Below are 21643 nucleotides of genomic sequence, written 5' to 3'. Positions count from 1 at the left end.
TAGGGAAACGACAGCTCGATAACCAGGGTGTCGCCTGCAGCTTATGCAGGCGCCACTAAGTGAAGGTATGAATTATGAACAGTACTATTGCACGCTTGGTTGGTGGTCGATTGGCTGTAGGCGTGATAACGCTGCTTTTCGTTTCGCTCGTGGTGTTTTTCCTCACCAACCTGCTACCGGGTGACGCGGTCCAGGAACAGCTCGGCCAAGAGGCAACGCCAGAAGTGCTGGCGGCGCTGCGCGCGCAGTTAGGCCTTGATCTACCCGTGCACCTGCGTTACGTGAACTGGTTAGGCGGGCTGATCACCGGTAATCCTGGCGTTTCCTTGGTCAACGGTATGCCGGTTGACGAGATGATCGCCAGCCGGCTGCCCAATACCCTGAAACTGGGAGCGATCGCCGCGTTGTTCTCGGTGCCGCTGGCGTTGGTCATAGGCATTCTGTCAGCGATGTACCGCGGCTCAATCTTCGACCGTTACAGCAACATGCTGACGGTGTTCGCTGTCTCCGTGCCGGAGTTCCTGATCGCCACCGTCGCGGTACTGATCTTCGCGGTCAAGCTGGGCTGGCTGCCGGCGCTGTCGCGTAGCGTCGAGACCGAGTCGTTTGGCGAACTGGTTCACGTCTATGCGTTGCCGGTGTTGACGCTGTGTTGCGTACTGACGGCGCAGATGGCACGCATGACGCGGGCCGCGGTGGTCGATCAGCTCAGCGCCTCCTATGTCGAAATGGCGACGCTCAAAGGGGCAGGGCCGATACGGGTAGTGCTTCGTCATGCATTACCCAATGCTATCGGGCCGATCGCCAATGCCATAGCGCTGAGCCTGTCGTACCTGTTGGGCGGCGTAGTCATAGTCGAGTCGATCTTCAACTATCCGGGCGTAGCAACACTGATGGTAAACGGTGTAGTCACGCGTGACATGCCATTGATACAGGCATGCGTGATGTTGTTTAGCCTGGGTTTTCTGGTGTTGGTTCTGCTGGCTGACCTCTGTGCAATCCTATCCAACCCGAGGCTGCGCAAATGAAACCGAACAGTATTTCACCTAAAACGAGTATCGGCAGTGGCAAGGATAACGGCCGGAATCAGGATGAGGATGGAGCGAGCCAGCCGCTGCGAACACGCGGGCGTCGGCTGTCCCTGTCTATAGGCGGCGTCATCGGCTTGCTGATCGTGACCTTCTGGGCGCTAATGGCCGTCGCCGGGCCCCTGTTGGCGCCCTACGATGCCAACGCAATGATCAGTGATGATTACTTCGGCCCGCTTAGCCTGGCGTTCCCATTGGGTACCGACTACCTGGGGCGGGATATCCTCAGCCGCTTGTTGCACGGCGCGCCTTTCACCATCGGTGTGGCGTTGACGGCCACAGCGATAGCCTGCACTGCTGGCGTCGTACTGGCGCTGGTGGCGGCTGCGTCCGGTGGCTGGGTCGACGCATTCATAAGTCGTACCCAGGATGCGCTGATCGCGATTCCAAACAAGATTTTTGCCCTGCTGATAGTGGCTACGTTCGGCTCCTCGGTACCACTGTTGTTGCTGATGGCCGCATTCGCCTATATGCCGGGTTCCTTTCGGATGGCGCGTTCAGCGGCGGTGAACGTCATGACCATGGACTTTATCCAGGTTGTGCGTACTCGAGGCGAAGCCATGCCCTACATCATCTTCATCGAAGTACTGCCGAACATGCTGCGCCCGGTGCTGACCGACTTTGGTCTGCGCTTCGTCTACGTGGTGCTGCTGCTAAGCGCCATGAGTTTCCTTGGGCTGGGCGTGCAGCCACCGGACGCCGACTGGGGTTCGCTGGTGCGGGAAAATATCGATGGCCTTTCGGCGGGGGCCCCGGCCGTGCTGGTACCGGCGGTCGCCATAGCCACCCTGACTATGGGTGTGAACCTGCTCATCGACAGCTTCGGCGGCCGATCCAATCGCTAGATGGAGAAGTGAGATGAACGAAATCGTCAGGGTAAGTGGCCTGCGTGTGGTTGCACGTAACGAAGAGGGCATCAATATACCCATCGTGCACGGTGCCGATTTCAGCCTGAAAAAAGGCGAAGTTCTGGCGTTGATCGGCGAGTCGGGTTCCGGCAAGAGCACCATAGCGCTGTCGCTGATGGGTTACGCCCGCTCGGGTTGCCGTATCGTCGGCGGCTCTATACGGGTCGGTGATATCGACGTCCTGAAACTGTCGAATACCGAGCTGGCAAAGCTGCGCGGGCGCACCGTGGCGTATATCGCCCAGAGTGCGGCCGCGGCATTCAATCCGTCCAAAAGCATCATGGAACAGGTGATCGAAAGCGCGCTGATCCATGGCGTTCTGTCACGCAAGCAGGCGCAGGCCAAGGCCGTCGAGCTGTTCCGCGAACTGGCTCTGCCGGAACCGGAACGCATTGGTTCGCGCTATCCGCACCAGGTCTCGGGTGGGCAGCTGCAACGGCTGATGGCGGCGATGGCGCTGATAACCGATCCGGCACTGGTGATTCTGGATGAGCCGACCACGGCGTTGGATGTCACGACCCAGATTGAAGTGCTGCGGGCGTTCAAAAAGGTGGTACGAGAACGCGGCACCACGGCTATTTACGTCTCCCACGATCTGGCGGTGGTGGCGCAGATGGCCGACCGCATCGTCGTACTGTGCGACGGCCGGATTCAGGAAAACAACCCTACCGAACAGATCCTGGCTGCACCTGAACATCCCTATACGCGCAGCCTGCTGGCCGCGATAAGGCCGGCAGCTCGCCTGAGAGCGGGCGTTCAAGAGGTACCTTCGGCGCAAGAGGATCTGCTGCTCGAAATCCACGGTCTGGAGATTTGCTACGGCACCAAGAAGGTGCTGCAGAATGTCGATCTGAAGATCCGGCGCGGCGCGGCGGTCGGCGTGATCGGCGAGTCGGGGTCGGGGAAAACCACGCTGGCGCAGGCCATCGCCGGTTTGGCACCAACGTCGGCCGGACGTATCCTGCTGGACGGTCAGCCGCTCAGCAGGAAGCTGGCGGGGCGCACCCGAGAGCAGTTCCGGCGTGTTCAGTTCGTCTTCCAGAACGCTGATACGGCGCTGAACCCAAAGCACAGCATTGAACAGATCCTCGGTCGCCCGCTACGTTTCTACCACGGGATGAGCGGCGCGCAGCAGCAGCGTCGGGTGGTCGAATTGCTGGAGCTGGTGCAGTTGCCGGCCAGCATTGCGCAACGCCGGCCCGGCGAGTTGTCCGGCGGCCAAAAGCAGCGTGTCAACCTGGCGCGGGCGCTGGCGGCGGAGCCGGATCTGATCCTCTGTGACGAAGTGACCTCGGCGCTGGATACAGTGGTGGGCGCGGCGATTCTTGAACTGTTGCGCGACCTGCGCCGCGAACTGGGAGTCTCCTTCCTGTTCATCAGTCATGACATATCCACCGTTCGTGCGCTCTGTGACGACATAGTGGTGATGTACAGCGGCTACAAGGTCGAGGCCGGTGATCAGAGTGCGTTCGCCCAGGCGCCGTTCCATCCCTACACCAACCTGTTGACCAATTCGGTGCCGGAGCTGCGCCAGGGCTGGCTGGAAACCTGCGGAGCCGCTAAAGGCAAGCTGCCGTCGATTGGCGAGCAGACCAACGTAGCGAATCTCTGTGCGTTTCTTGATCGCTGCCCGGTGCGCATCGACGGCCTGTGCAATCGTAGCGCGCCACCGCGCGGCAAAATCGCCGGCGGTAGTGAGATTCTTTGCCATCACACCAGTGCCGAGCTGCTCAAGGTGCAGGAAGGTGTGAGCAGCATGAAATTAGTGGGTACCTACGTATGAGTGCGCGCTTCGTCCGCCTGGCCGAGCGTGAGCAGCCACCGGTCAGGCTGATGGGGGCCTGCCAGGACTGCCGGGCTTATTGATGCGTTAGATACGCTGGTTTCCAACTTGCACATGGCCGAGTTTTGGCAGGGAATTATGTTCGCGTACTCGTCCAATGATTTGGTGAGCGACTGGAGATATTTCAGTCTACAGACTCTTCGCGGGTTCTCACTCTCGCAGTTTAGGGTAGTTTGATGATTGTCAGAACATTGCTCTCGCGACTTTTGCGTGAGTAGCCACTGCCCGGTTTGATATTCCTAGGGTTCAATTCGACCTACTGGGTCGGAGTTCTGGCGCAGAGTGTTTTCTACTTCCACGTCGCCTGCAATCGAGTGTTAGCTTACGTCCTATAGGCCTCAGCGTTCCTGCGGCCGGCTTCGCCGAGGCCTATGCCGGCTTTGTTGCCCAGAAGATGGGGCTTCCGATCAATCAGATAACCATATCTACCAATCGTAATGATGCTCTGCGCCCATTCATACACTTAAAGACTATCCGGATCGCCAAAAAACATCTGGATCCGCGACCTCAACCAACGCTCCCCAGGGTCATTATCCTGCGCGCCGCGCCAGGCCATATGCAGCTCGAACGTACGGGTTTCAATCGGCAGGTCTTCAGAGCGGACGCCGCCGGCGGCGGTCAGTACCTGCGCGGCATAATCCGGCACGGTGGCGATGATGTCTGTGCCGGTCAGCAGGGTTGCCAGGCCGTTGAACTGCGGCACAGCGAGGACAACATGGCGTTTGCGGTCCAGTTTCTCCAGGTGTTCGTCAATGAAGCCGCTCAGGTCGCCGGCGAAGGAAACCAACGCATGGGGCCGGGCGCAGAAGTCGTCGAGGCTCAAGGGGCCGGGTATTGAATCGGCACGCAGCAACTGCGGCTTGCTCCTGCGCAATACCTTGCGTTTGGCGTTGGCGGGCAGGTCCTGGGTGTAACTGACGCCGACCGAAATTTCCCCAGACGCCAGCAATGGCGGCATCAGGATGTAATTGACGCGTCTGACCACCAGCACAATCCCTGGTGCTTCGGAGCGCAGGCGCTTGAGCAGCGTGGGCAGCAAGGCAAATTCCACATCGTCCGACAAACCGATACGAAACACCGAAGTGCTGGTCGCCGGGTCGAATTCCGAAGCCCGACTGACGGCGGTCGAAATAGAGTCGAGTGCCGGGGAGAGCAGGGCGAAGATTTCCGTGGCGCGGGCGGTGGGTTCCATGCTGCGGCCGGTACGGACGAACAGCGGGTCGTCGAACAGGCCGCGCAGTCGTGATAGCGCAGCACTGATGGCGGGCTGGCCAAGAAACAGTTTTTCCGCCGCACGCGTCACGCTGCGCTCATGCATCAGGGTTTCAAAAACGATGAGCAGGTTGAGGTCGACGCGACGCAGGTCGTTGCGGTTCATGCGGAATATCTCGGGCCATTTGTCGGTTGAGGACGTGAGCAGGGTGCGATAGTACGAGCAAATGCGGGTCGGGCGCAGGGAAAATTAATGGCAAGGGCACTGAATGTCCACATGGCTTGCAATGTCTCGTCGACATGCGAACAATGGCGGCCATTACGCATACTGGCTTCCAGACGCTGTCTGGCCGCGGCATGCAGCTCTCAGGACACAATCGATGACAGGCATGTCGACTATCAATAGCCACCGATAGTGTTCCCGGCAATGCCCGGATAAAGTTTGTGGCATCAAGGTTTACCAGGCGAGGTTCTAAATGTCCCGCACGATCCGTTTTCACCAGTTTGGCCCGGCCGAGGTGCTCAAGCTCGAAGAGCAGCCTGTCGCGTCGCCTGTATCCGGCGAGGTGCAGGTGCGCGTCCAGGCCATCGGTGTCAGCTGGTACGACGTTCTCTGGCGGCAAAATCTCGCGTCCACTCAGGCCCGGCTGCCGGCTGGCCTGGGTTATGAGATGGCGGGCGTGGTCACAGCGCTCGGCGCAGGGGTCGATGACTTGCAGGTCGGCGACAAGGTCGCCAGCTTCCCGGCAGCCGACGCCAACCAGCATCCTGTCTACGGCGAATCCATCGTCATGCCACGTCGTGCGCTGACCCGTTATCCCGACATCCTTACCCCGGTTCAGGCCAGTGTGCATTACACGCCCTATCTAGTGGCTTACTTTGCCTATGTTGATCTGGCGCGTATCAAGGCTGGCCAGACTGTGCTGGTCACCGATGCCAGCCATTGCTCAGGCCCTGCGTTCGTGCAACTGGGCAAAGCTCTGGGGGTTAGCGTGATTGCAGCCACCAAGACTGATGACGCCCGTGAGTACCTGCTGTCGCTGGGTGCCGACAAGGTAGTGGTCACCGAAGAGCAGGACCTGCTGATGGCGATCAACAAGTACACCGATAATCGTGGTGTCGATGCCGTGTTCGATGGCTTGGGCGGTCCGCAGATGTCAATCATGGGTGATGTGCTGGCGCCGCGTGGCAGTCTGGTGCTGTACGGGTTGCAAGGCGGTAATCAGACGCCGTTCCCGGCTTGCGCAGCATTCCAGAAGAACATTCAGTTTTACGTGCATTGCCTGGGTAACTTCACCGGTAAGCCTGAACTGGGCATTACGCAAGACCAGGAAGCACTGCAACGCGCCCTGAAAGACATTAATCAGATGACGCAGGATAATAAGCTGGCTCCATTACAGACGCGCAGTTTTCCGTTCGAACAGGTCGTGCAGGCACACCGTTACATGGACGCCTGCCCGATTGGCGGGCGCGCAGTGCTGGAAGTCGAGTCTGCCTGACTCCGCACACAGGCACTCAGCAAGTTATTATCGAAAAGGCCTTCCACACGGAAGGCTTTTTTGCAGGCGCCGTGTGCCAAAAGACAAGGCTGATGAACAGTTGCGGGCGCTGCGGCGGCCAGTTTTGTGTGCCAGAGATAATTAAAGTTGATACGCGCGGTTGTCGATAAGAAAAACAACTTTAACAGCAGTTTATTAGAGTTGATAAATTCTGTCAGAGCAGTGGGTGTCAGGCTGTCTTTTCCTACGGACCATGAAGACAGCGAGCCACAGCTTAGGCGTTGTCGTAAAAGCCGACATGCCGCTGCCGTTTGTTGGCAGGCCCCGACTGACAGTGTGCTTGTTGATGAGCACTTCCATGACTGTGTCGGGCGTTTAAACTAAAGGTTTATGGCGCTGTATAGTTTTACGGTCACAGCCCGCTTTTTGAAAGCAAACTGTATATTGTAATTATCCTGAAGGCCCTGATAATACTTCGGTCATTATTACTCAGGGAATGAGTCATGCCCGACCACACACTTTATTGTCAGCCTGATCTTCGATGCGGTGCCTGCCTATTGTTGTTGTCTGAACGACAGGCAGGGGACGCCCAATGAGTTCTATCCACGAACAAGCCATGAATTACGTCTACCAACAAGTGCTGCAACGGCTGTTGGGGTATTTCACGCGTGCGGAACGAACGGCACTGCAGTTATTGATTCAGCGGTTGATTGTCGCAGCAGGCGGAATCGAACGGATTTCCGGTTTCAAGGTGCTGGTTCTTTTTGGTGGCGGCAAGGACAGCGCCTACACACTGGCTTTTTTACGCGCTGCGCAGCTGAGCATTGCTTGCCGGTCGCCAGGCACGTTCAGCCTGCGAGTTGCCAACCGGCGTCATGCGGGCATGACGCCGGCGGTCATGGACAACATCAACCGTACCTATTCCGCGCTGTTTCTGTATGACGACCCACGCGTGGAAATGCTGGTGATCGACAATCAGTACACCCAGTCGTTTGAGCCGGATCTGCCTTTTTCCAGCGCCGGTCGAGAGCAGAATCGTCTGGACATGCTGCTGGGTGGTCATCTGTCCGCAGGAGACGCTCGCACCACGTTCTGCAATTCTTGCTACTTGGGGCTGGCCGAGTTCGTGGGACGTGCGCTGAGCTGGGGGAATGGCGTCGATGCAGTGGTCAGTGGCGATTCGCGCAGGGAGCAAAAGCAGTACATCACCTGGATCATGCGCCTGGCCCAGCGCACCGGGCAATACTCCGGCAGCTGGCGCGGTCAGACCCTGACCGGCGTGCTTCAGGTGATCGACACCATCGGACAGGCCTATTATCACGAGTTATACGGGGAGGGCGATGAAGGCCCACGAGCGGTTCGCCCCCTCGCTTATACGGAGAAAGCCAGCGCTCCTGCGTTCATCACCATCGCCGATCTGGTCAGTTGCAAGGCAGACGAGCACTGGACCTTGCTCACCGAGTTTCTGGATTTTCGCTTCGATGACCTGTCGTTCAGCTTCAGTGAGTCCGATTGTGCCAACCCTGTGCTCATGGCGCACCTGCGGGGTCTGACCACCCAGTACCTGCAAGGGCGCACCTACGCTGACGGCATCGCTGAATACCTGCAGTTGGCAACCTCCCTGATGCGCAGAAAACAAATGCCGAAGCGGTTGGTCGATCAAGCGCTCGGCGCCTATGCCGGTAGAGCGCGCATCGAGGCGCGTCGCGAGCTGGCGTCTGGCTTCGCTCAGGACGGTTTCGGCCTGAACGAAACTCAATTGGTCTGCATGCTGTTCTCACCCTTCGTGAATCAGGGTGATGGCCTGGAGATGTTTCTGCGCCGCTGCCACCCCGGCATGCTGGTCGCGTTGCCGGATCTGCATAAGGCGCTGTCAGGCTCGACCGCCCCGGAACAGGTGATGCAATGGCTGGTGGATATCAGCGGTTTAAGCCTAAAGTCGCTGCAAAACCTCTATTGCAAGCAGCGGGTCGACTTCGCTGACGAGCACTCGATCATCGCCCGCATACGCGCTGCAGACCCCGACAAACGTCAGGTCATGACCGTTGACCCGGCTACTGGTCAGGCCGTGGCAGAAATACTCTCCGGACGCTGATCATGAAAAGCAGATCGGACTTCGCTTATCAGGCGATCTATCGCTATCTGGCGCGTCTGGCTGATGAGAAGCAAGGTGGGCTGCTGTTGAAGATGCCGTCTTTGCGTCAGCTTGCTAGCCGTCTTGGTGTGTCGATATCCACGGTACAACGTGCCTATTCGCTGCTCGAGAAAGAAGGGCGGGTCTACTCGTTGGCCAAGTCTGGCTATTACTCGGCACCGCTTGGTCAGGACAGGCTCGTCGGCGCTGACTGCGAAGGTGATCTGTTACAGGTTCTGCAGCACAACGCTCAGCGTCCGGGAATGGTCCTGCTGGGCGGCGATGACCCCACATTGCTTCATCCTCTGGAAAGTCCGTTGCTGGCGATGGAGCGTGAGTTGATTCGACACTATCCGCGCCCCCAGGCGCCTGGTTTTCAGCCCTTCGGTGACGCGGAATTGCGCAGCGCGTTGGCGGCCCGTTACAAGCTTAATGCGGAGCACTGCTGGCACGCCGACCATGTCTACATCGCACCTGATCTGTCAGGGGCGATCAAGGCCGTGCTTGAAACCTTGGGCCTGCGTGGCGCGAAGGTCCTGGTTGAGTCGCCTTGTGCTTGGACGTTGTTGCATTTGCTGCAATCATTCGACATTCAAGTCGTCGAGCTACCGCTGGATCAGGGCGGCAATCTCGATTCAGAAGGGCTCAATGACCTCTTAAAGACAAACCACATCGGTCTCGTAGTGTTGCCCTCGGGACTGAATCCGGTGCGAGGAAGTGTGCGATTGCCAGCCAATAACCAGGCGATCGCCACGGTACTCAATCGTCACAAGGTATGGGTGCTGGAAAACGATACGCACAGCGAGTTGCAGTTTGTCCCCGATCCGTTGCGTCTACGCCACTTGATTGACCCGCAGCGGCTGGTGATCATCGGTGCATTCGACAAGCGTCTGGGGCCTGAAGCGCCCTACGGTTATTTGCTGTGCCAGAATCTTGAAGCGCAATGGCAGCGGTACTTTCTGCTGCGGGCTTTCAAAATGCCTCCGGTTCGCCAGCGGGCCATCGCGAGGCTGTGCAGCAATGGACGACTGGACGCATACCTCAAGGTGTTGCGGGAGACGCTGATCATGCGTGCGCAGTCCATGACACAGCTATTGGATGAGCACATGGGCGGGCTGCTGCGCTATGAAGTCCCCGAGGGTGGTTGCGGAATCTGGGCCGAGAGCGCGTCTGTCGTCGACATGCGTCAGGTGTTCGATGTGCTGTTGGCTCAACGTATTGTCGTGACTCCGGGCGAACTGTTCAGTCTGCGAGGCGATTATGGGCAATATCTGCGCCTCAGTTTCGCCATCGACTGGAGTTGCGATCCAGTCATATGGCCAACGGCTCTGGCAGAGGCCCTGAAGGGCGCACGTCATGCATGAATCCTCAGGCGGCAGGCCGTCGATCCATTTGTATTTGCCAGACGTGTTTCAAGGCTGTTAACTGGACGCCTGTCCAGTATTTTCAACCAATGGCTACCCCTCGCAGTGACCCTTATTGCCCCTGTACATCCCGATCCGGCACCTGCCATCGATGACGATGCACCCGCGCGTTATGTGGTGGCCGTGCGCGCGTTGTGCGAGTTCACCGCCAAGGCGGGCGATCTCGACCTGCGTTTCACGCCATCGCCTACCGCGCAGGAAGGGATTGCCGGGCATCGCACGGTTGCTTCGCGTCGTGGTGCCGATTATCAGGCCGAGCTGTCGTTGACGGGCGACTACCGGGAACTGACGGTGAGGGGCAGGGCGGACGGCTATGACGCAGGTCGCAACCAGCTTGAAGAAGTGAAGACCTATCGCGGCGAGCTGGACGCCATGCCCGCCAACCATCGTCAATTACATTGGACGCAGGTGAAGATTTATGGCTGGCTGCTGTGTCAGCGTCTGCAGCTCCGGGAGGTGACGCTGGCACTGGTCTACTTCAATATCGTCAGCGAACAGGAGACCCTCATTCGCGAGTCGTTCAGCGCCGCGACGCTGCAAGCGTTTTTTGAACAGCAGTGCACGGTCTTTCTGGGCTGGGCTCGGCAAGAACTGGCGCATACCCGAACGCTTCATCAGGCGCTTGGTAGCCTGACGTTCCCTCATGCCTCGTTTCGTACCGGGCAGAGGGTGCTGGCCGAGTCGGTGTACAAGGCGGTCAGCACCGGCTGGTGCCTGATGGCTCAGGCACCGACCGGCATCGGCAAGACCATCGGCACGCTGTTCCCGCTGCTCAAGGCAGCGCCGGGCCAGAAGCTCGACAAGATTTTCTTCCTGACGGCCAAGACCCCTGGACGTCGCCTGGCGCTGGATGCACTGGGGGTCATCAAGCACAGTGCGCCCAAACTGAAATTGCGCGTGCTGGAACTGGTGGCGCGGGACAAGGCGTGCGAACACCCCGACAAGGCCTGCAACGGGGATTCCTGCCCACTGGCCCGAGGGTTTTACGATCGTCTGCCTGCGGCGCGTGCTGCTGCGCTGGAATCGCCTTGGCTGAATCAGGCTGGCGTTCGCGACGCGGCCTTGCAGCATGAGGTGTGTCCGTACTACTTGAGTCAGGAACTGGCGCGATGGGCCGACGTGGTCATTGCCGATTACAACTATTATTTCGACCTGAGCGCAATGCTGTTCGGGTTGAGTCAGCTCAATCAGTGGCGGGTGGCGGTGCTGGTCGACGAGGCGCATAACATGGTCGAGCGCGCGCGGCAGATGTACAGCGCCAGTCTGGATCAAAGCCAGTTGAAGACGTTGATCCAGAGCGCACCCGAACCCGTGAAAAAAGCGTTGCAGCGCGTGGATCGGCAATGGAGTGCCCTGCACAAGGCCCAGCCCGGTGCCTATCAGGCTTATGCGGCTGCACCGGAAAAGTTCGTCAACAGCCTGAATCTGTGTATTTCGACCATCGGTGATCATTTCAACGAGCACCCGCAGGCGGTGGATGGCACGTTGCAGGGCTTTTATCTGGAAGCCATCGGCTTTGCGCGCATTGCCGAGCTGTTCGACGAACACTTCATTTTCGACATCGCCCGGCGCGAGGCGGGCGGCAAGCGCATCCTGTCGCGTCTGAGCCTGCGCAATGTGGTGCCGGCACGTTTCATTCGTCCGCGCCTGGGCGCTGCGCGCTGCACCGTGTTGTTCTCCGCAACGCTCAACCCGCGGCATTACTATGCCGATCTGCTCGGGCTGCCGGACAACACGGCGTGGATCGATGTGGAGTCGCCGTTTCATCACGAGCAACTTGATGTGCGTATCGTCAGTCGTATTTCAACGCGTTTCACTCATCGTCAGGCGTCGCTGGCGCCGATTGTGGAACTGATGGCCGAGCAGTTCGAATCCAGGCCAGGCAATTATCTGGCGTTCTTCAGCAGCTTTGATTACCTGCAACAGGTTGCAGAACTGATGGCGCATACTCATCCGCACATCACCCTCTGGCAACAGGCCCGGGGAATGGGCGAGGAGGAGCGCCACGCGTTTCTCGAGCGTTTCACCTTGAGCAGTCAGGGGATCGGTTTTGCAGTGCTGGGCGGCGCTTTCGGCGAAGGTATCGACTTGCCGGGTGCACGCTTGATCGGCGCCTTCATCGCTACGCTCGGGCTGCCGCAGCTCAACCCGGTCAATGAACAGTTCAAACAGCGCATGGCCGCACTGTTCGGTGCTGGCTATGACTACACCTATCTTTACCCCGGTGTGCAAAAGGTCGTGCAGGCAGCTGGGCGGGTGATTCGCAGCCAGAGTGATCGTGGCGTCGTGATGCTGATCGATGATCGGTTCGCCGAGCCCAAGGTGAAACAGCTGTTTCCGGCGTGGTGGCGTCCTGAAACGTCAATCGGTTAGGGATCAATACTCAAGCGGCGCTGTCGAACTGCCAGTAAACTGCCGTAACAATTTGATTTTCATCGGCAGCAAGTCTTTCTTTTTGCTCCGAATTTCATTTCTTCGTGGAGGTTGTATGAGTCTCAGTCCTTTCGCCGGCAAGCTGGCACCTGCGCAGTTACTGGTCGATATTCCGAGACTGGTCACGGCTTACTACACGGGCCAGCCCGATGCATCGGTGCCTGTTCAACGTGTTGCGTTTGGCACTTCCGGACACCGCGGCACGTCGTTCGACCTGGGCTTCAACGAGTGGCACGTGCTGGCTATCAGCCAGGCAATCTGCCTGTACCGCAAGGCCAATGGCATCGACGGTCCGCTGTTTCTGGGTGCCGATACTCATGCGTTGTCCACACCGGCCGCTGCCTCGGCGCTTGAGGTGCTGGCCGCCAACGGTGTTGTCGTAATGATTTCGCAAGACGACGAGTACACGCCGACGCCTGCCGTTTCTCACGCCATCATCTGCTACAACCGTGGCCGCACATCTGGCCTGGCGGACGGCATTGTGATCACGCCTTCGCACAACCCGCCGCAAAGCGGTGGCTTCAAGTACAACCCGCCCAATGGCGGCCCGGCCGATAGCGATGTCACCAAGTGGATCGAAAACAAGGCCAACGAACTGCTGGCTGCGAAATTGGCGGGCGTTTCACGCATCAGCCATGAAAAAGCACTGCGTGCCGACACCACCCATCGCCATGACTACGTCAATACCTATGTGGCTGACCTGAAAAGCGTCATTGATCTGGACGCCATCCGCGATTCGGGTCTGCGTCTGGGCGTTGATCCACTGGGCGGTGCCGGGGTTAATTACTGGTCGGCGATTGGCGAGCATTACGGCCTGAATCTGGACGTGGTCAACAAATTTGTCGATCCCACGTTCCGCTTCATGACCGTTGACTGGGACGGGCAGATTCGCATGGATCCGTCCTCCAGCCATGCAATGCAGAGCCTGATCGGCCTCAAGGATCGTTACCAGGTAGCGTTTGCCTGTGATCCGGATCACGACCGTCATGGCATCGTGACTCCCACTGGCGGGCTGATGACGCCTAACAGCTACCTTGCTGTGTCGATTGATTACCTGTTCCAGAACCGTCCCGAGTGGCGCGCTGACGCCGCTGTGGGCAAGACCGTGGTCAGCAGTGGCATGATTGATCGCGTGGCTGCACGTCTGGGACGTCGCCTGTATGAGGTGCCGGTGGGCTTCAAGTACTTCGCGCAGGGGCTGTTCGAAGGGTCGCTGGGCTTTGGCGGTGAAGAAAGCGCGGGTGCCTCGTTCCTGCGTCGCGACGGTACAGTGTGGACCACCGACAAGGACGGTCTGATTCCGGCGTTGCTGGCTGCAGAAATGACGGCCCGCACCGGTCGTGACCCAAGCGAGCTCTACAAGACTATGACCGACGCGCTCGGTGAGCCGTTTTCGACCCGTGTCGATGCCAAGGCCAATCCGCAGCAGAAGGCGCTGTTGAGCAAGCTGTCGCCGGAGCAGGTCACCTCCACCGAGCTGGCAGGCGAGTCGATTCAAAAAGTGCTCAGCAATGCGCCGGGCAACGATCAGGCATTCGGTGGCGTAAAAGTCATGACCGAAAACGGCTGGTTTGCCGCACGTCCCTCGGGCACCGAAGACATCTACAAGATCTACGCCGAAAGTTTTGTCAGCGAAGATCACCTCAAGCGCCTGGTAGCGGAAGCTCAGGTGCTGGTGGACGGTGCCATTTCGCCGAAGTGATTTAGCCGATAACGGCTGGTGTCATGTGCCTGCGACTGCGCAGGCCTGAGCTGGCAGATGTATCGAGAAGCCTCGAATCGCCCGATTCGGGGCTTTTTTATTACAGCGTTGGCTGTCAGTCGCGATAGAAGACTTGCACAAGGTGATAACCGAACTTGCTTTTGACCGGCCCGTGCACGACGCGCAATGGCTTCTTGAAGATCACCTGATCGATAGCGCCGACCATTTGTCCAGGTCGTACCTCACCCAGATCGCCGCCACGTTTGCCTGACGGGCAGCTAGAATGCTTCTTGGCCAAAACATCAAACGCCTCACCCTTGGCAATACGCTGTTTGAGCTGTTCGGCCTCTTCGGCGTTCTTCACCAGAATATGGCGGGCTTGGGCTTTCATGTCGCAATATCACCTGTCGCAAAAGGCTGCCATTATGCCTGCCATTGGTAATTGATGCCCAGACAGGCTCCCAACGCCTGCCAGGGTAGTGCTGTTGCACGCGTACCGTCGTCAAGGCGCTCCGCTTTTACTTCACTTTTGTACGGTATTGATTATGGATTTCCCGGCGTTGTTGAAGATTCTGGCCAGCCAGGATGGATCAGACCTTTATCTTTCCACCGGAGCACCGCCCTGCGCCAAGTTCAACGGGGTGCTCAAACCGCTGGGCAGTGAAACCTTCAAGCCTGGCGACGTGGCTGCGATTGCTCAGGGGTTGATGGATGAAGAGCAGAAACTCGAGTTTCTGCGCGAACTGGAGATGAACCTCGCGGTTTCGCTGGCGGGTATCGGCCGGTTCCGGATCAATATCTTCATGCAGCGCAACGAGGTGTCTATCGTTGCCCGTAACATCAAACTGGATATCCCGCGCTTCGAGGAGTTGCACCTGCCGCCTGTGTTGCTCGAGGTGGTGATGGAAAAGCACGGTCTGGTGCTGTTCGTCGGCGCCACCGGCTCAGGCAAGTCGACCTCCCTGGCTGCGCTGATCGATTACCGCAACCGGAATGCTAGCGGGCACATCATCACCATTGAAGACCCGGTCGAGTTTATCCATCGACACAAGAAATCCATCGTCAATCAGCGCGAGGTCGGCGTCGACACTCGCAGCTTCCGCGCGGCACTGAAGAACACCCTGCGTCAGGCGCCGGATGTGATTCTGATCGGCGAGATTCGTGACCGCGAAACCATGGAACACGCACTTGCGTTTGCCGACACAGGGCATCTGGTGATCTCGACCCTGCACGCCAACAATGCCAACCAGGCGCTGGACCGGATCATCAATTTCTTTCCGGAAGAGCGCCGCGGGCAGTTGCTGCATGACCTGGGCAACAACCTCAAGGCGTTTGTCTCGCAACGACTGGTCAAGACGCCTGATGGCAAGCGGCGAGCAGCGGTGGAGGTGATGATGGGCACGCCGACCATTCGCGACTTGATCCAGCGCAACGAACTGACGGAACTCAAGGGCATCATGGAGAAATCCGGCAGCCTCGGCATGCAAACCTTCGATACAGCGCTGTTCAATCTGGCGATACAAGGGGCGATCAGCGAAGAGGAGGCCTTGAAGAATGCGGACTCGCAAAACAACGTGCGTTTGCGCCTCAAGCTGCACAGTGAAGGCGGAGCCGCCACACTGACCACGCCGCCCCCGGCACCGACCGGCAGCCGTACCGCAAACACCGCCGAGTGGGGCCTGGTCGACGATGAGGAGCCCGGCCCTCAGGCGTGAACCTTTCAGGTCATTGCCCAAAGGCTTGTGTACGAGTGGCGTTGTTACAACGCCAAGGGCGGAAAGTTAGCGTCGCAAGCGTTTCTTTGCGCACCTCGTCATTCAGGGTGGGCAGCGGCCAGCAGTTCGCGTGTGTAGGGATGTTGCGGTGAATCGAAAAGATCGTGACTGGGCCCGCGTTCGACTACTTTCCCATCCTTGACCACGATGACGTCATGGGCCAGGGCCTTGATCACGGCCAGGTCGTGGCTGATGAACAGGTAGGTGAGCCCATGCTTTTGCTGGAGGTCGCGCAGCAGCGCAACAACCTGTTTCTGCACGGTGCGGTCCAGCGCCGATGTCGGCTCATCGAGCAGTATCAGCGCGGGTTTCAGCACCAGCGCCCGTGCGATTGCGATACGTTGACGCTGGCCTCCGGAAAACTCATGGGGATAGCGATGGCGGGTTTGCGGATCAAGGCCGACTTCTTCCAGTGCGCGAATGACCTCGGCATCGCATTGTGCAGCGTCGAACCGGCTGTGTACCTCAAGGCCTTCGCTGATGATCTGCGCCACTGACATACGCGGGCTGAGGCTGCCGTAGGGGTCCTGAAAAACCACCTGCATCTCCTTGCGCCAGGGCCGCATTTGTTTCTGACTGAGTCCATCCAGCGCCTGACCCTTGAAGCGGATGCTGCCTTGCGATTCCAGCAGGCGCAGGATCGCCTGGCCCAGCGTCGACTTGCCGGAGCCCGACTCGCCGACGATACCCAGCGTCTTGCCACGCTCGATACTCAGGCTGATGTCGTCCACCGCTTTCAGGTATTCCTTGTGCTGCCGCAGAATGCCGCCGGTGAGAGAGAACCAGACCTTGAGATGATCGACCTGCAGCACCGTTTCTCGAGAGTCGCGCGGCAGCGGTTCGCCCGCAGGCTCGGCGTCAAGCAGCAATCGGCTGTAAGGATGCTGCGGTGACTTGAACAGCGATTTGCAGTCCGACTGCTCGACAATCTCGCCCGCGCGCATTACGCAAACCCGCTGCGCCACACTGTGAACCAGGTTCAGATCATGGCTGATCAGCAGCAGCGACATATTCAGGCGTTGCTGCAGCTCCTTGAGCAACAGAAGAATCTTGCGTTGCACGGTCACGTCCAGTGCCGTGGTCGGTTCGTCGGCAATCAGCAGTTCCGGTTCACAGGCCAGCGCCATAGCGATCATCACCCGCTGGCGCTGGCCGCCCGACAGTTCGTGCGGGTAGGCTTTCAGGCGCTTCTCCGGCTGCTGAATGCCGACCAACTCCAGCAGTTCGACAATTCGCTTGCGGGCCTCGCGCCCGCTGACTCCGCGATGCAGCAGCAACGTCTCACCAATCTGGCGTGAAACACTGTGCAGCGGGTTCAGGGAAGTCATGGGTTCCTGGAAGATCATCGCAATCCGGTTGCCACGCAGTTCACGCAGGGTACGATCATCTGCGCCAACCAGTTGCTGACCACGGTAAGTGATGCTGCCGGTGGTCTGCGTGCCAGTGCGCGGCAAGAGCTGCAGGATCGAGTGGGCGGTGACGGATTTCCCCGAGCCCGACTCGCCGACCAACGCCAGGCATTCACCACGCCTGACATCCAGGCTCAGATGGCTGACCACTTTCTGCCCATTGAAGGCGACACTGAGGTCGCGGATTTCGATCAGGGTTTCCGGCATGTCAGGACCTCGGGTCGAAGGCATCGCGCAACGCCTCGCCTATGAATACCAGCAGGGTGAGAATCAGCGCGAGCGCAAAAAACGCAGTCAGGCCCAGCCAAGGTGCTTGCAGGTTCTGCTTGCCTTGAGCGATCAGTTCGCCAAGTGAAGCGCTACCTGCCGGCATGCCGAAACCCAGAAAATCCAGCGCGGTGAGGGTCGATATGGCGCCAGTCAGGATGAATGGCAAGTAGCTCAATGTTGCGTTCATGGCATTGGGCAGAATGTGCCGCAGGATGACCTTTCGGTCGCCGAGACCAAGTGCGCGGGCGGCTTTGACGTATTCCAGGTTGCGGCCGCGCAGGAACTCTGCGCGCACCACATCGACCAGCGTGAGCCACGAAAACAGCGCCATGATGCCCAGCAGCCACCAGAAGTCCGGTTCGACGAAGCCTGACAGGATGATCAGCAGGTACAGCACCGGCAAACCTGACCAGACTTCAAGCAGCCGTTGGCCAAACAAGTCGACCCAGCCACCGTAATAGCCTTGCAGCGCACCGGCGGTGATACCGATCAATGCGCTGATAGCTGTAAGAACCAGCGCAAACAGAATCGAGATGCGCGCGCCGAAAATCACCCGGGCCAGCACATCCCGCGCCTGATCGTCAGTGCCCAGCCAGTTGCTCGCGGAAGGCGGGCTGGGGGCTGGAGTGGTCAGCTCGTAGTTGGGTGTGTCGTCGCTGAAGGGGATGGGTGGAAAGATCATCCAGCCGTCCCCCTTGGCAATCAGCTGGCGCACGTAGTCGCTGCGGTAGTCCGGCTGGAAGGGCAGCTCGCCGCCAAATTGCTGTTCGGTGTAACGCTTGAAAACCGGGAAATACAGCGAATGCTGGTAGCTGACCAGCAGCGGTTTGTCATTGGCAATCAGTTCGCCGCCCAGGGTCAGAGCGAATAGCCCGCAAAACAGCCATAACGACCACCAGCCCCGGCGATTGCTGCGAAAGCGTTCAAGGCGGCGACGTGCCAGCGGAGAGAGGTTGCGCATCAGGCATTCCTCGCGCTGAAGTCGATTCGTGGGTCGACAAGGGTGTAGCAGATATCGCCTATCAGCTTTATCAGCAGGCCGAAGACCGTGAAGATGAACAACGAGCCAAACACCACCGGATAATCCCGCGAGACTGCCGCTTCGTAGCTCATGCGACCAAGACCATCCAGCGAGAAGATCACCTCGATCAGCAGCGATCCGGCAAAGAACACGCTGATGAACGCCTGAGGTATGCCCGAGACCACCAGTAACATCGCATTACGAAACACATGCCCGTAAAGCACGCGCCGCTCGCTCATGCCTTTGGCCCGCGCTGTGGTCACGTACTGGCGAGTGATTTCGTTCAGAAAAGAGTTTTTTGTCAGCAGGGTCAGTGTCGCAAAGCCACCGATCACCAGTGCGCAGACCGGTAGCGCCAAGTGCCAGAAATAGTCTGCAACCTTGCCGACCGTCGTCAGATGATCGAAATTGTCCGAGACCAGCCCACGCACCGGAAACCAGTTCATGGAGGTGCCGCCGCAAAATACCACCACCAACAACATGGCGAACAAAAAGGCCGGTGTGGCATAGCCGATGATGATTGCTGTGCTGCTCCAGATATCAAACTGGCTGCCGTGCCTGACAGCCTTGCGAATCCCCAATGGGATTGACACAAGGTAAGTCAGCAAGGTCGCCCAGAGCCCCAAAGAAATGGACACGGGCATCTTCTGCAAAATTAGATCGGTCACCTTGGCGCCACGGAAGAAGCTGGAACCGAAATCCAGCCGTGCGTAGTTTTTCAGCATCAGCCAGAGGCGCTCATGCAGCGGCTTGTCGAAGCCGTATTGACGTTCTATCTGCTTGATCAGTTCCGGGTCCAGCCCTCGGGATGCTCTGGAGTGCCCGGAGCTGGCCGACTCTGTCGCGCCAGCACCTGCGCCGGCGGTTGCGGCGCCGACCCCCTGTAAGCGTGCGATTGCCTGCTCGACGGGGCCTCCGGGGGCCGCCTGAACGATGAAGAAGTTGACCAGCAAAATGCACAGCAGGGTAGGGATGATAAGCAGTAGCCGTCGCAAGATGTAACCCAGCATCAGTGCATCTCCGCAGCAAGGGCCGAGGCGCCGCGCTTCTCGGCGAACTGCTCGTTGGTCAGCGGCGTGGGGCTGATTTCCCACCAGGTTTCGATGGCTTCGCTGTTGCTGGCCTGGGTTTTCGGAATGCCGAAACGGTTCCACCAAACGGTCGAGGAACCCGGTGGGTAATAGTTCGGGATCCAGTAGTAATTCCATTGCAACACGCGATCCAGGCAGTGCGCATAGTCGGTCATGGTCTTCTTGTTGTCAGCCTTGAGCAGCCCTGCAATCAAGGTGTCGACCGCAGGGTCCTGAAGCGCCATGTAGTTGTTCGAGCCAGGATCCATAGCCACCTTTGAACCAAAACTGTTGTACAACTCGGCTCCGGGGGACGTAGATACCGGGTAACCGGTGACAATCATGTCGTAATCGCGGGCCATCACACGGTTCAGGTACTGCGCCGAGTCAATCCGGCGAATGTCAAAATGGATGCCGATCTGCGCCAGCGTGCGCTTGTAGGGCAGCAGCATTCTTTCGAGCCCTGTCTGCGCGTTGAGAAACGTGAAGCTGAAAGGCTCGCCCTTAGCATTGACCAGCTCATCGCCTTTAGGTGTCCAGCCCGCTGCCTTCATCAGCGCCAGGGCTTGCAGCTGCTTGTCGCGAATAAGGCCTGTGCCGTCAGTCTTGGGCGCTTTGAACACGGTATCGAATACCTCGTCCGGGACCTTGCCACGCAAGGGGGCGAGGATTTCAAGTTCGGCAGCTGTGGGCTGCTGGCTGGCGGCCAGTTCGGAGTTCGAGAAGTAACTGTCCTGGCGAATATACATGTCGCGCATCATTTGCCGGTTGGTCCATTCAAAGTCCCAAAGCAGCGAGAGTGCCTGGCGTACGCGGCGGTCCTGAAACATGGGTCGACTCAGGTTGAACACGAAGCCCTGCGAGCTTTGAATGGCACCTTTGGCCAGATGTGCCTTCTGCAGTCGTCCATCGCTGAGAGCCGGACCGTCATAGCGTATCGAATAGCCAGTCGCCGAAAATTCACGGTTGTAGTCGTAGGCGCCGCCTTTGAGAACCGTGCGAGCCACGTCGATATCACCGAAATACTCGATACTGAATTTATCGAAGTTGTACATGCCTCTGCTGACTGGCAGGTCCTTGCCCCACCAGTCGGGGTCACGTTGAAAGGTAATGGTGCGGCCCGGATCAACATGGCCGATGGTGTAAGGACCACTGCCAGGCGGTATCTCAAACCCGGCGCCACTGGCGAAGTCGCGGGATTTCCACCAGTGCTCCGGGAATACCGGCAATGAAGCCAGATCAAGGGGCAGGGTGCGGCTGTCGTTTTGCTTGAAGTCGAAACGAATCTGCGTGGGCGATTCGACCGTCACATCCTTGACCGACTCGAACTGAGTCCGGTACTGCAGGCTGCCTTGGGTCATCAACAGTTCGTAGGTGTATTTCACATCATTGGCCGTTATCGGTGTGCCGTCGCTGAAGCGAGCCTTCGGGTTCAGGTAGAACCGCAACGACAGACCGTCCTCACCGCGCTCCATCTTCTCGGCAACCAGCCCATAGACCGTATAGGGCTCATCCAGCGAGCGTATGGCCAGCGGCGCATAAAGCATGCCGTTGATCTGTGATACGCCCAGGCCTTTGTCGGTGAACGGCATGAGGTGATCGAACTGACCGATTTCGATGGCTGAGCGACGCATGCTGCCGCCCTTGGGAGCATCCGGGTTCACGTAGTCGAAATGCCTGAAGTCAGCAGCATAGCGCGGCGCTTCGCCATAGACAGTCAGTGCATGTTGCGGTGCGGCGGACAAGGGAGGCACGGCGCCGAACAGGGTCAGCGTCAAAGCGAGCAATGATGAACAGACAAAACGCATGACTCGAATCCTGACTGATGTCCGCAAGCGAATATCAGGGTTAAAGG

At 58.7% G+C, this 21643-nt stretch carries 15 protein-coding genes and 1 pseudogene; 10 read left to right on the top strand and 6 right to left on the bottom strand.

Annotated elements, in window-relative coordinates:
• The first annotated feature begins 74 nt into the window (after nt 1-74).
• The 4 genes and pseudogenes from POR16_RS13115 to POR16_RS26890 form a co-directional block, all read left to right on the top strand.
• Nucleotides 75-1028, top strand: coding sequence for an ABC transporter permease (locus POR16_RS13115; RefSeq protein ID WP_005894205.1), 954 nt, complete (start codon nt 75-77; stop codon nt 1026-1028).
• On the top strand, nt 1025-1933 hold the full coding sequence (locus POR16_RS13110) for an ABC transporter permease (protein WP_005894206.1): 909 nt from the start codon (nt 1025-1027) through the stop codon (nt 1931-1933). Before POR16_RS13115 ends, POR16_RS13110 begins: the two co-directional genes overlap by 4 nt.
• A gap of 13 nt (nt 1934-1946) precedes the next feature.
• Complete coding sequence (locus POR16_RS13105) at nt 1947-3779, top strand: ABC transporter ATP-binding protein (protein ID WP_122311723.1); 1833 nt, start codon at nt 1947-1949, stop codon at nt 3777-3779.
• A 232-nt stretch (nt 3780-4011) separates the two neighbouring features.
• Nucleotides 4012-4302: pseudogene (locus POR16_RS26890) on the top strand (threonine synthase); the annotation flags it as partial.
• Here POR16_RS26890 and POR16_RS13100 read toward each other — a convergent pair.
• Complete coding sequence (locus tag POR16_RS13100; RefSeq protein ID WP_003347707.1) at nt 4303-5217, bottom strand: LysR family transcriptional regulator; 915 nt, start codon at nt 5215-5217, stop codon at nt 4303-4305.
• A gap of 310 nt (nt 5218-5527) precedes the next feature.
• Here POR16_RS13100 and POR16_RS13095 point away from each other — a divergent pair, with 310 nt between their 5' ends.
• The 5 genes from POR16_RS13095 to pgm all read left to right on the top strand — a co-directional run bounded on the left by POR16_RS13095 (nt 5528) and on the right by pgm (nt 14243).
• The gene (locus tag POR16_RS13095; RefSeq protein WP_122311722.1) at nt 5528-6550 is read left to right on the top strand and encodes a zinc-dependent alcohol dehydrogenase family protein; all 1023 of its coding nucleotides are present in this window, start codon (nt 5528-5530) and stop codon (nt 6548-6550) included.
• Between the two features lie 592 nt (nt 6551-7142).
• A complete protein-coding gene (locus POR16_RS13090) occupies nt 7143-8645 on the top strand; it encodes a hypothetical protein (RefSeq protein ID WP_122381162.1) in 1503 nt (500 codons plus the stop codon).
• 2 nt (nt 8646-8647) lie between these two features.
• The gene (locus POR16_RS13085) at nt 8648-10048 is read left to right on the top strand and encodes an aminotransferase-like domain-containing protein (RefSeq protein WP_005892486.1); all 1401 of its coding nucleotides are present in this window, start codon (nt 8648-8650) and stop codon (nt 10046-10048) included.
• 105 nt (nt 10049-10153) lie between these two features.
• Entirely contained in the window at nt 10154-12481 is a 2328-nt protein-coding gene (locus POR16_RS13080) for an ATP-dependent DNA helicase (protein WP_053480281.1), read from the top strand.
• Nucleotides 12482-12596: 115 nt separating this feature from the next.
• Nucleotides 12597-14243 (top strand): phosphoglucomutase (alpha-D-glucose-1,6-bisphosphate-dependent), encoded by a 1647-nt coding sequence (pgm, locus tag POR16_RS13075; RefSeq protein WP_005892494.1) that lies wholly within the window; start codon nt 12597-12599, stop codon nt 14241-14243.
• Nucleotides 14244-14358: 115 nt separating this feature from the next.
• On the opposite strand, the gene POR16_RS13070 is transcribed toward pgm, so the two are convergent.
• Entirely contained in the window at nt 14359-14634 is a 276-nt protein-coding gene (locus POR16_RS13070) for a peptidylprolyl isomerase (protein ID WP_005892497.1), read from the bottom strand.
• Between the two features lie 154 nt (nt 14635-14788).
• On the opposite strand from POR16_RS13070, the gene POR16_RS13065 reads away from it, so the two are divergent.
• Nucleotides 14789-15958 carry a PilT/PilU family type 4a pilus ATPase gene (locus tag POR16_RS13065; protein WP_005892500.1) on the top strand — a complete coding sequence of 390 codons (1170 nt, stop codon included), beginning with the start codon at nt 14789-14791 and terminating at the stop codon, nt 15956-15958.
• Nucleotides 15959-16056: 98 nt separating this feature from the next.
• Here POR16_RS13065 and POR16_RS13060 read toward each other — a convergent pair whose 3' ends face one another.
• Genes POR16_RS13060 through POR16_RS13045 form a run of 4 tightly spaced genes read right to left on the bottom strand, consistent with a single transcriptional unit; the run spans nt 16057 to nt 21596 of the window.
• Nucleotides 16057-17634: an ABC transporter ATP-binding protein gene (locus POR16_RS13060; RefSeq protein WP_122349957.1), complete on the bottom strand. Its 1578-nt coding sequence runs from the start codon at nt 17632-17634 to the stop codon at nt 16057-16059.
• Nucleotide 17635: 1 nt separating this feature from the next.
• Entirely contained in the window at nt 17636-18658 is a 1023-nt protein-coding gene (locus POR16_RS13055; protein WP_024669300.1) for an ABC transporter permease, read from the bottom strand.
• Entirely contained in the window at nt 18658-19728 is a 1071-nt protein-coding gene (locus POR16_RS13050; RefSeq protein ID WP_024669299.1) for a microcin C ABC transporter permease YejB, read from the bottom strand. Before POR16_RS13050 ends, POR16_RS13055 begins: the two co-directional genes overlap by 1 nt.
• A complete protein-coding gene (locus POR16_RS13045) occupies nt 19728-21596 on the bottom strand; it encodes an extracellular solute-binding protein (RefSeq protein WP_005892517.1) in 1869 nt (622 codons plus the stop codon). Before POR16_RS13045 ends, POR16_RS13050 begins: the two co-directional genes overlap by 1 nt.
• Between the last annotated feature and the right edge of the window lie 47 nt (nt 21597-21643).

It is taken from the genome of Pseudomonas coronafaciens pv. oryzae str. 1_6 (genome assembly GCF_000156995.2).
GTDB classification, from domain to species: domain Bacteria; phylum Pseudomonadota; class Gammaproteobacteria; order Pseudomonadales; family Pseudomonadaceae; genus Aquipseudomonas; species Aquipseudomonas tremae.
The sequence above is the reverse complement of the archived record's forward strand: the minus strand, read 5'-3'. Positions and strand labels throughout refer to the sequence as shown.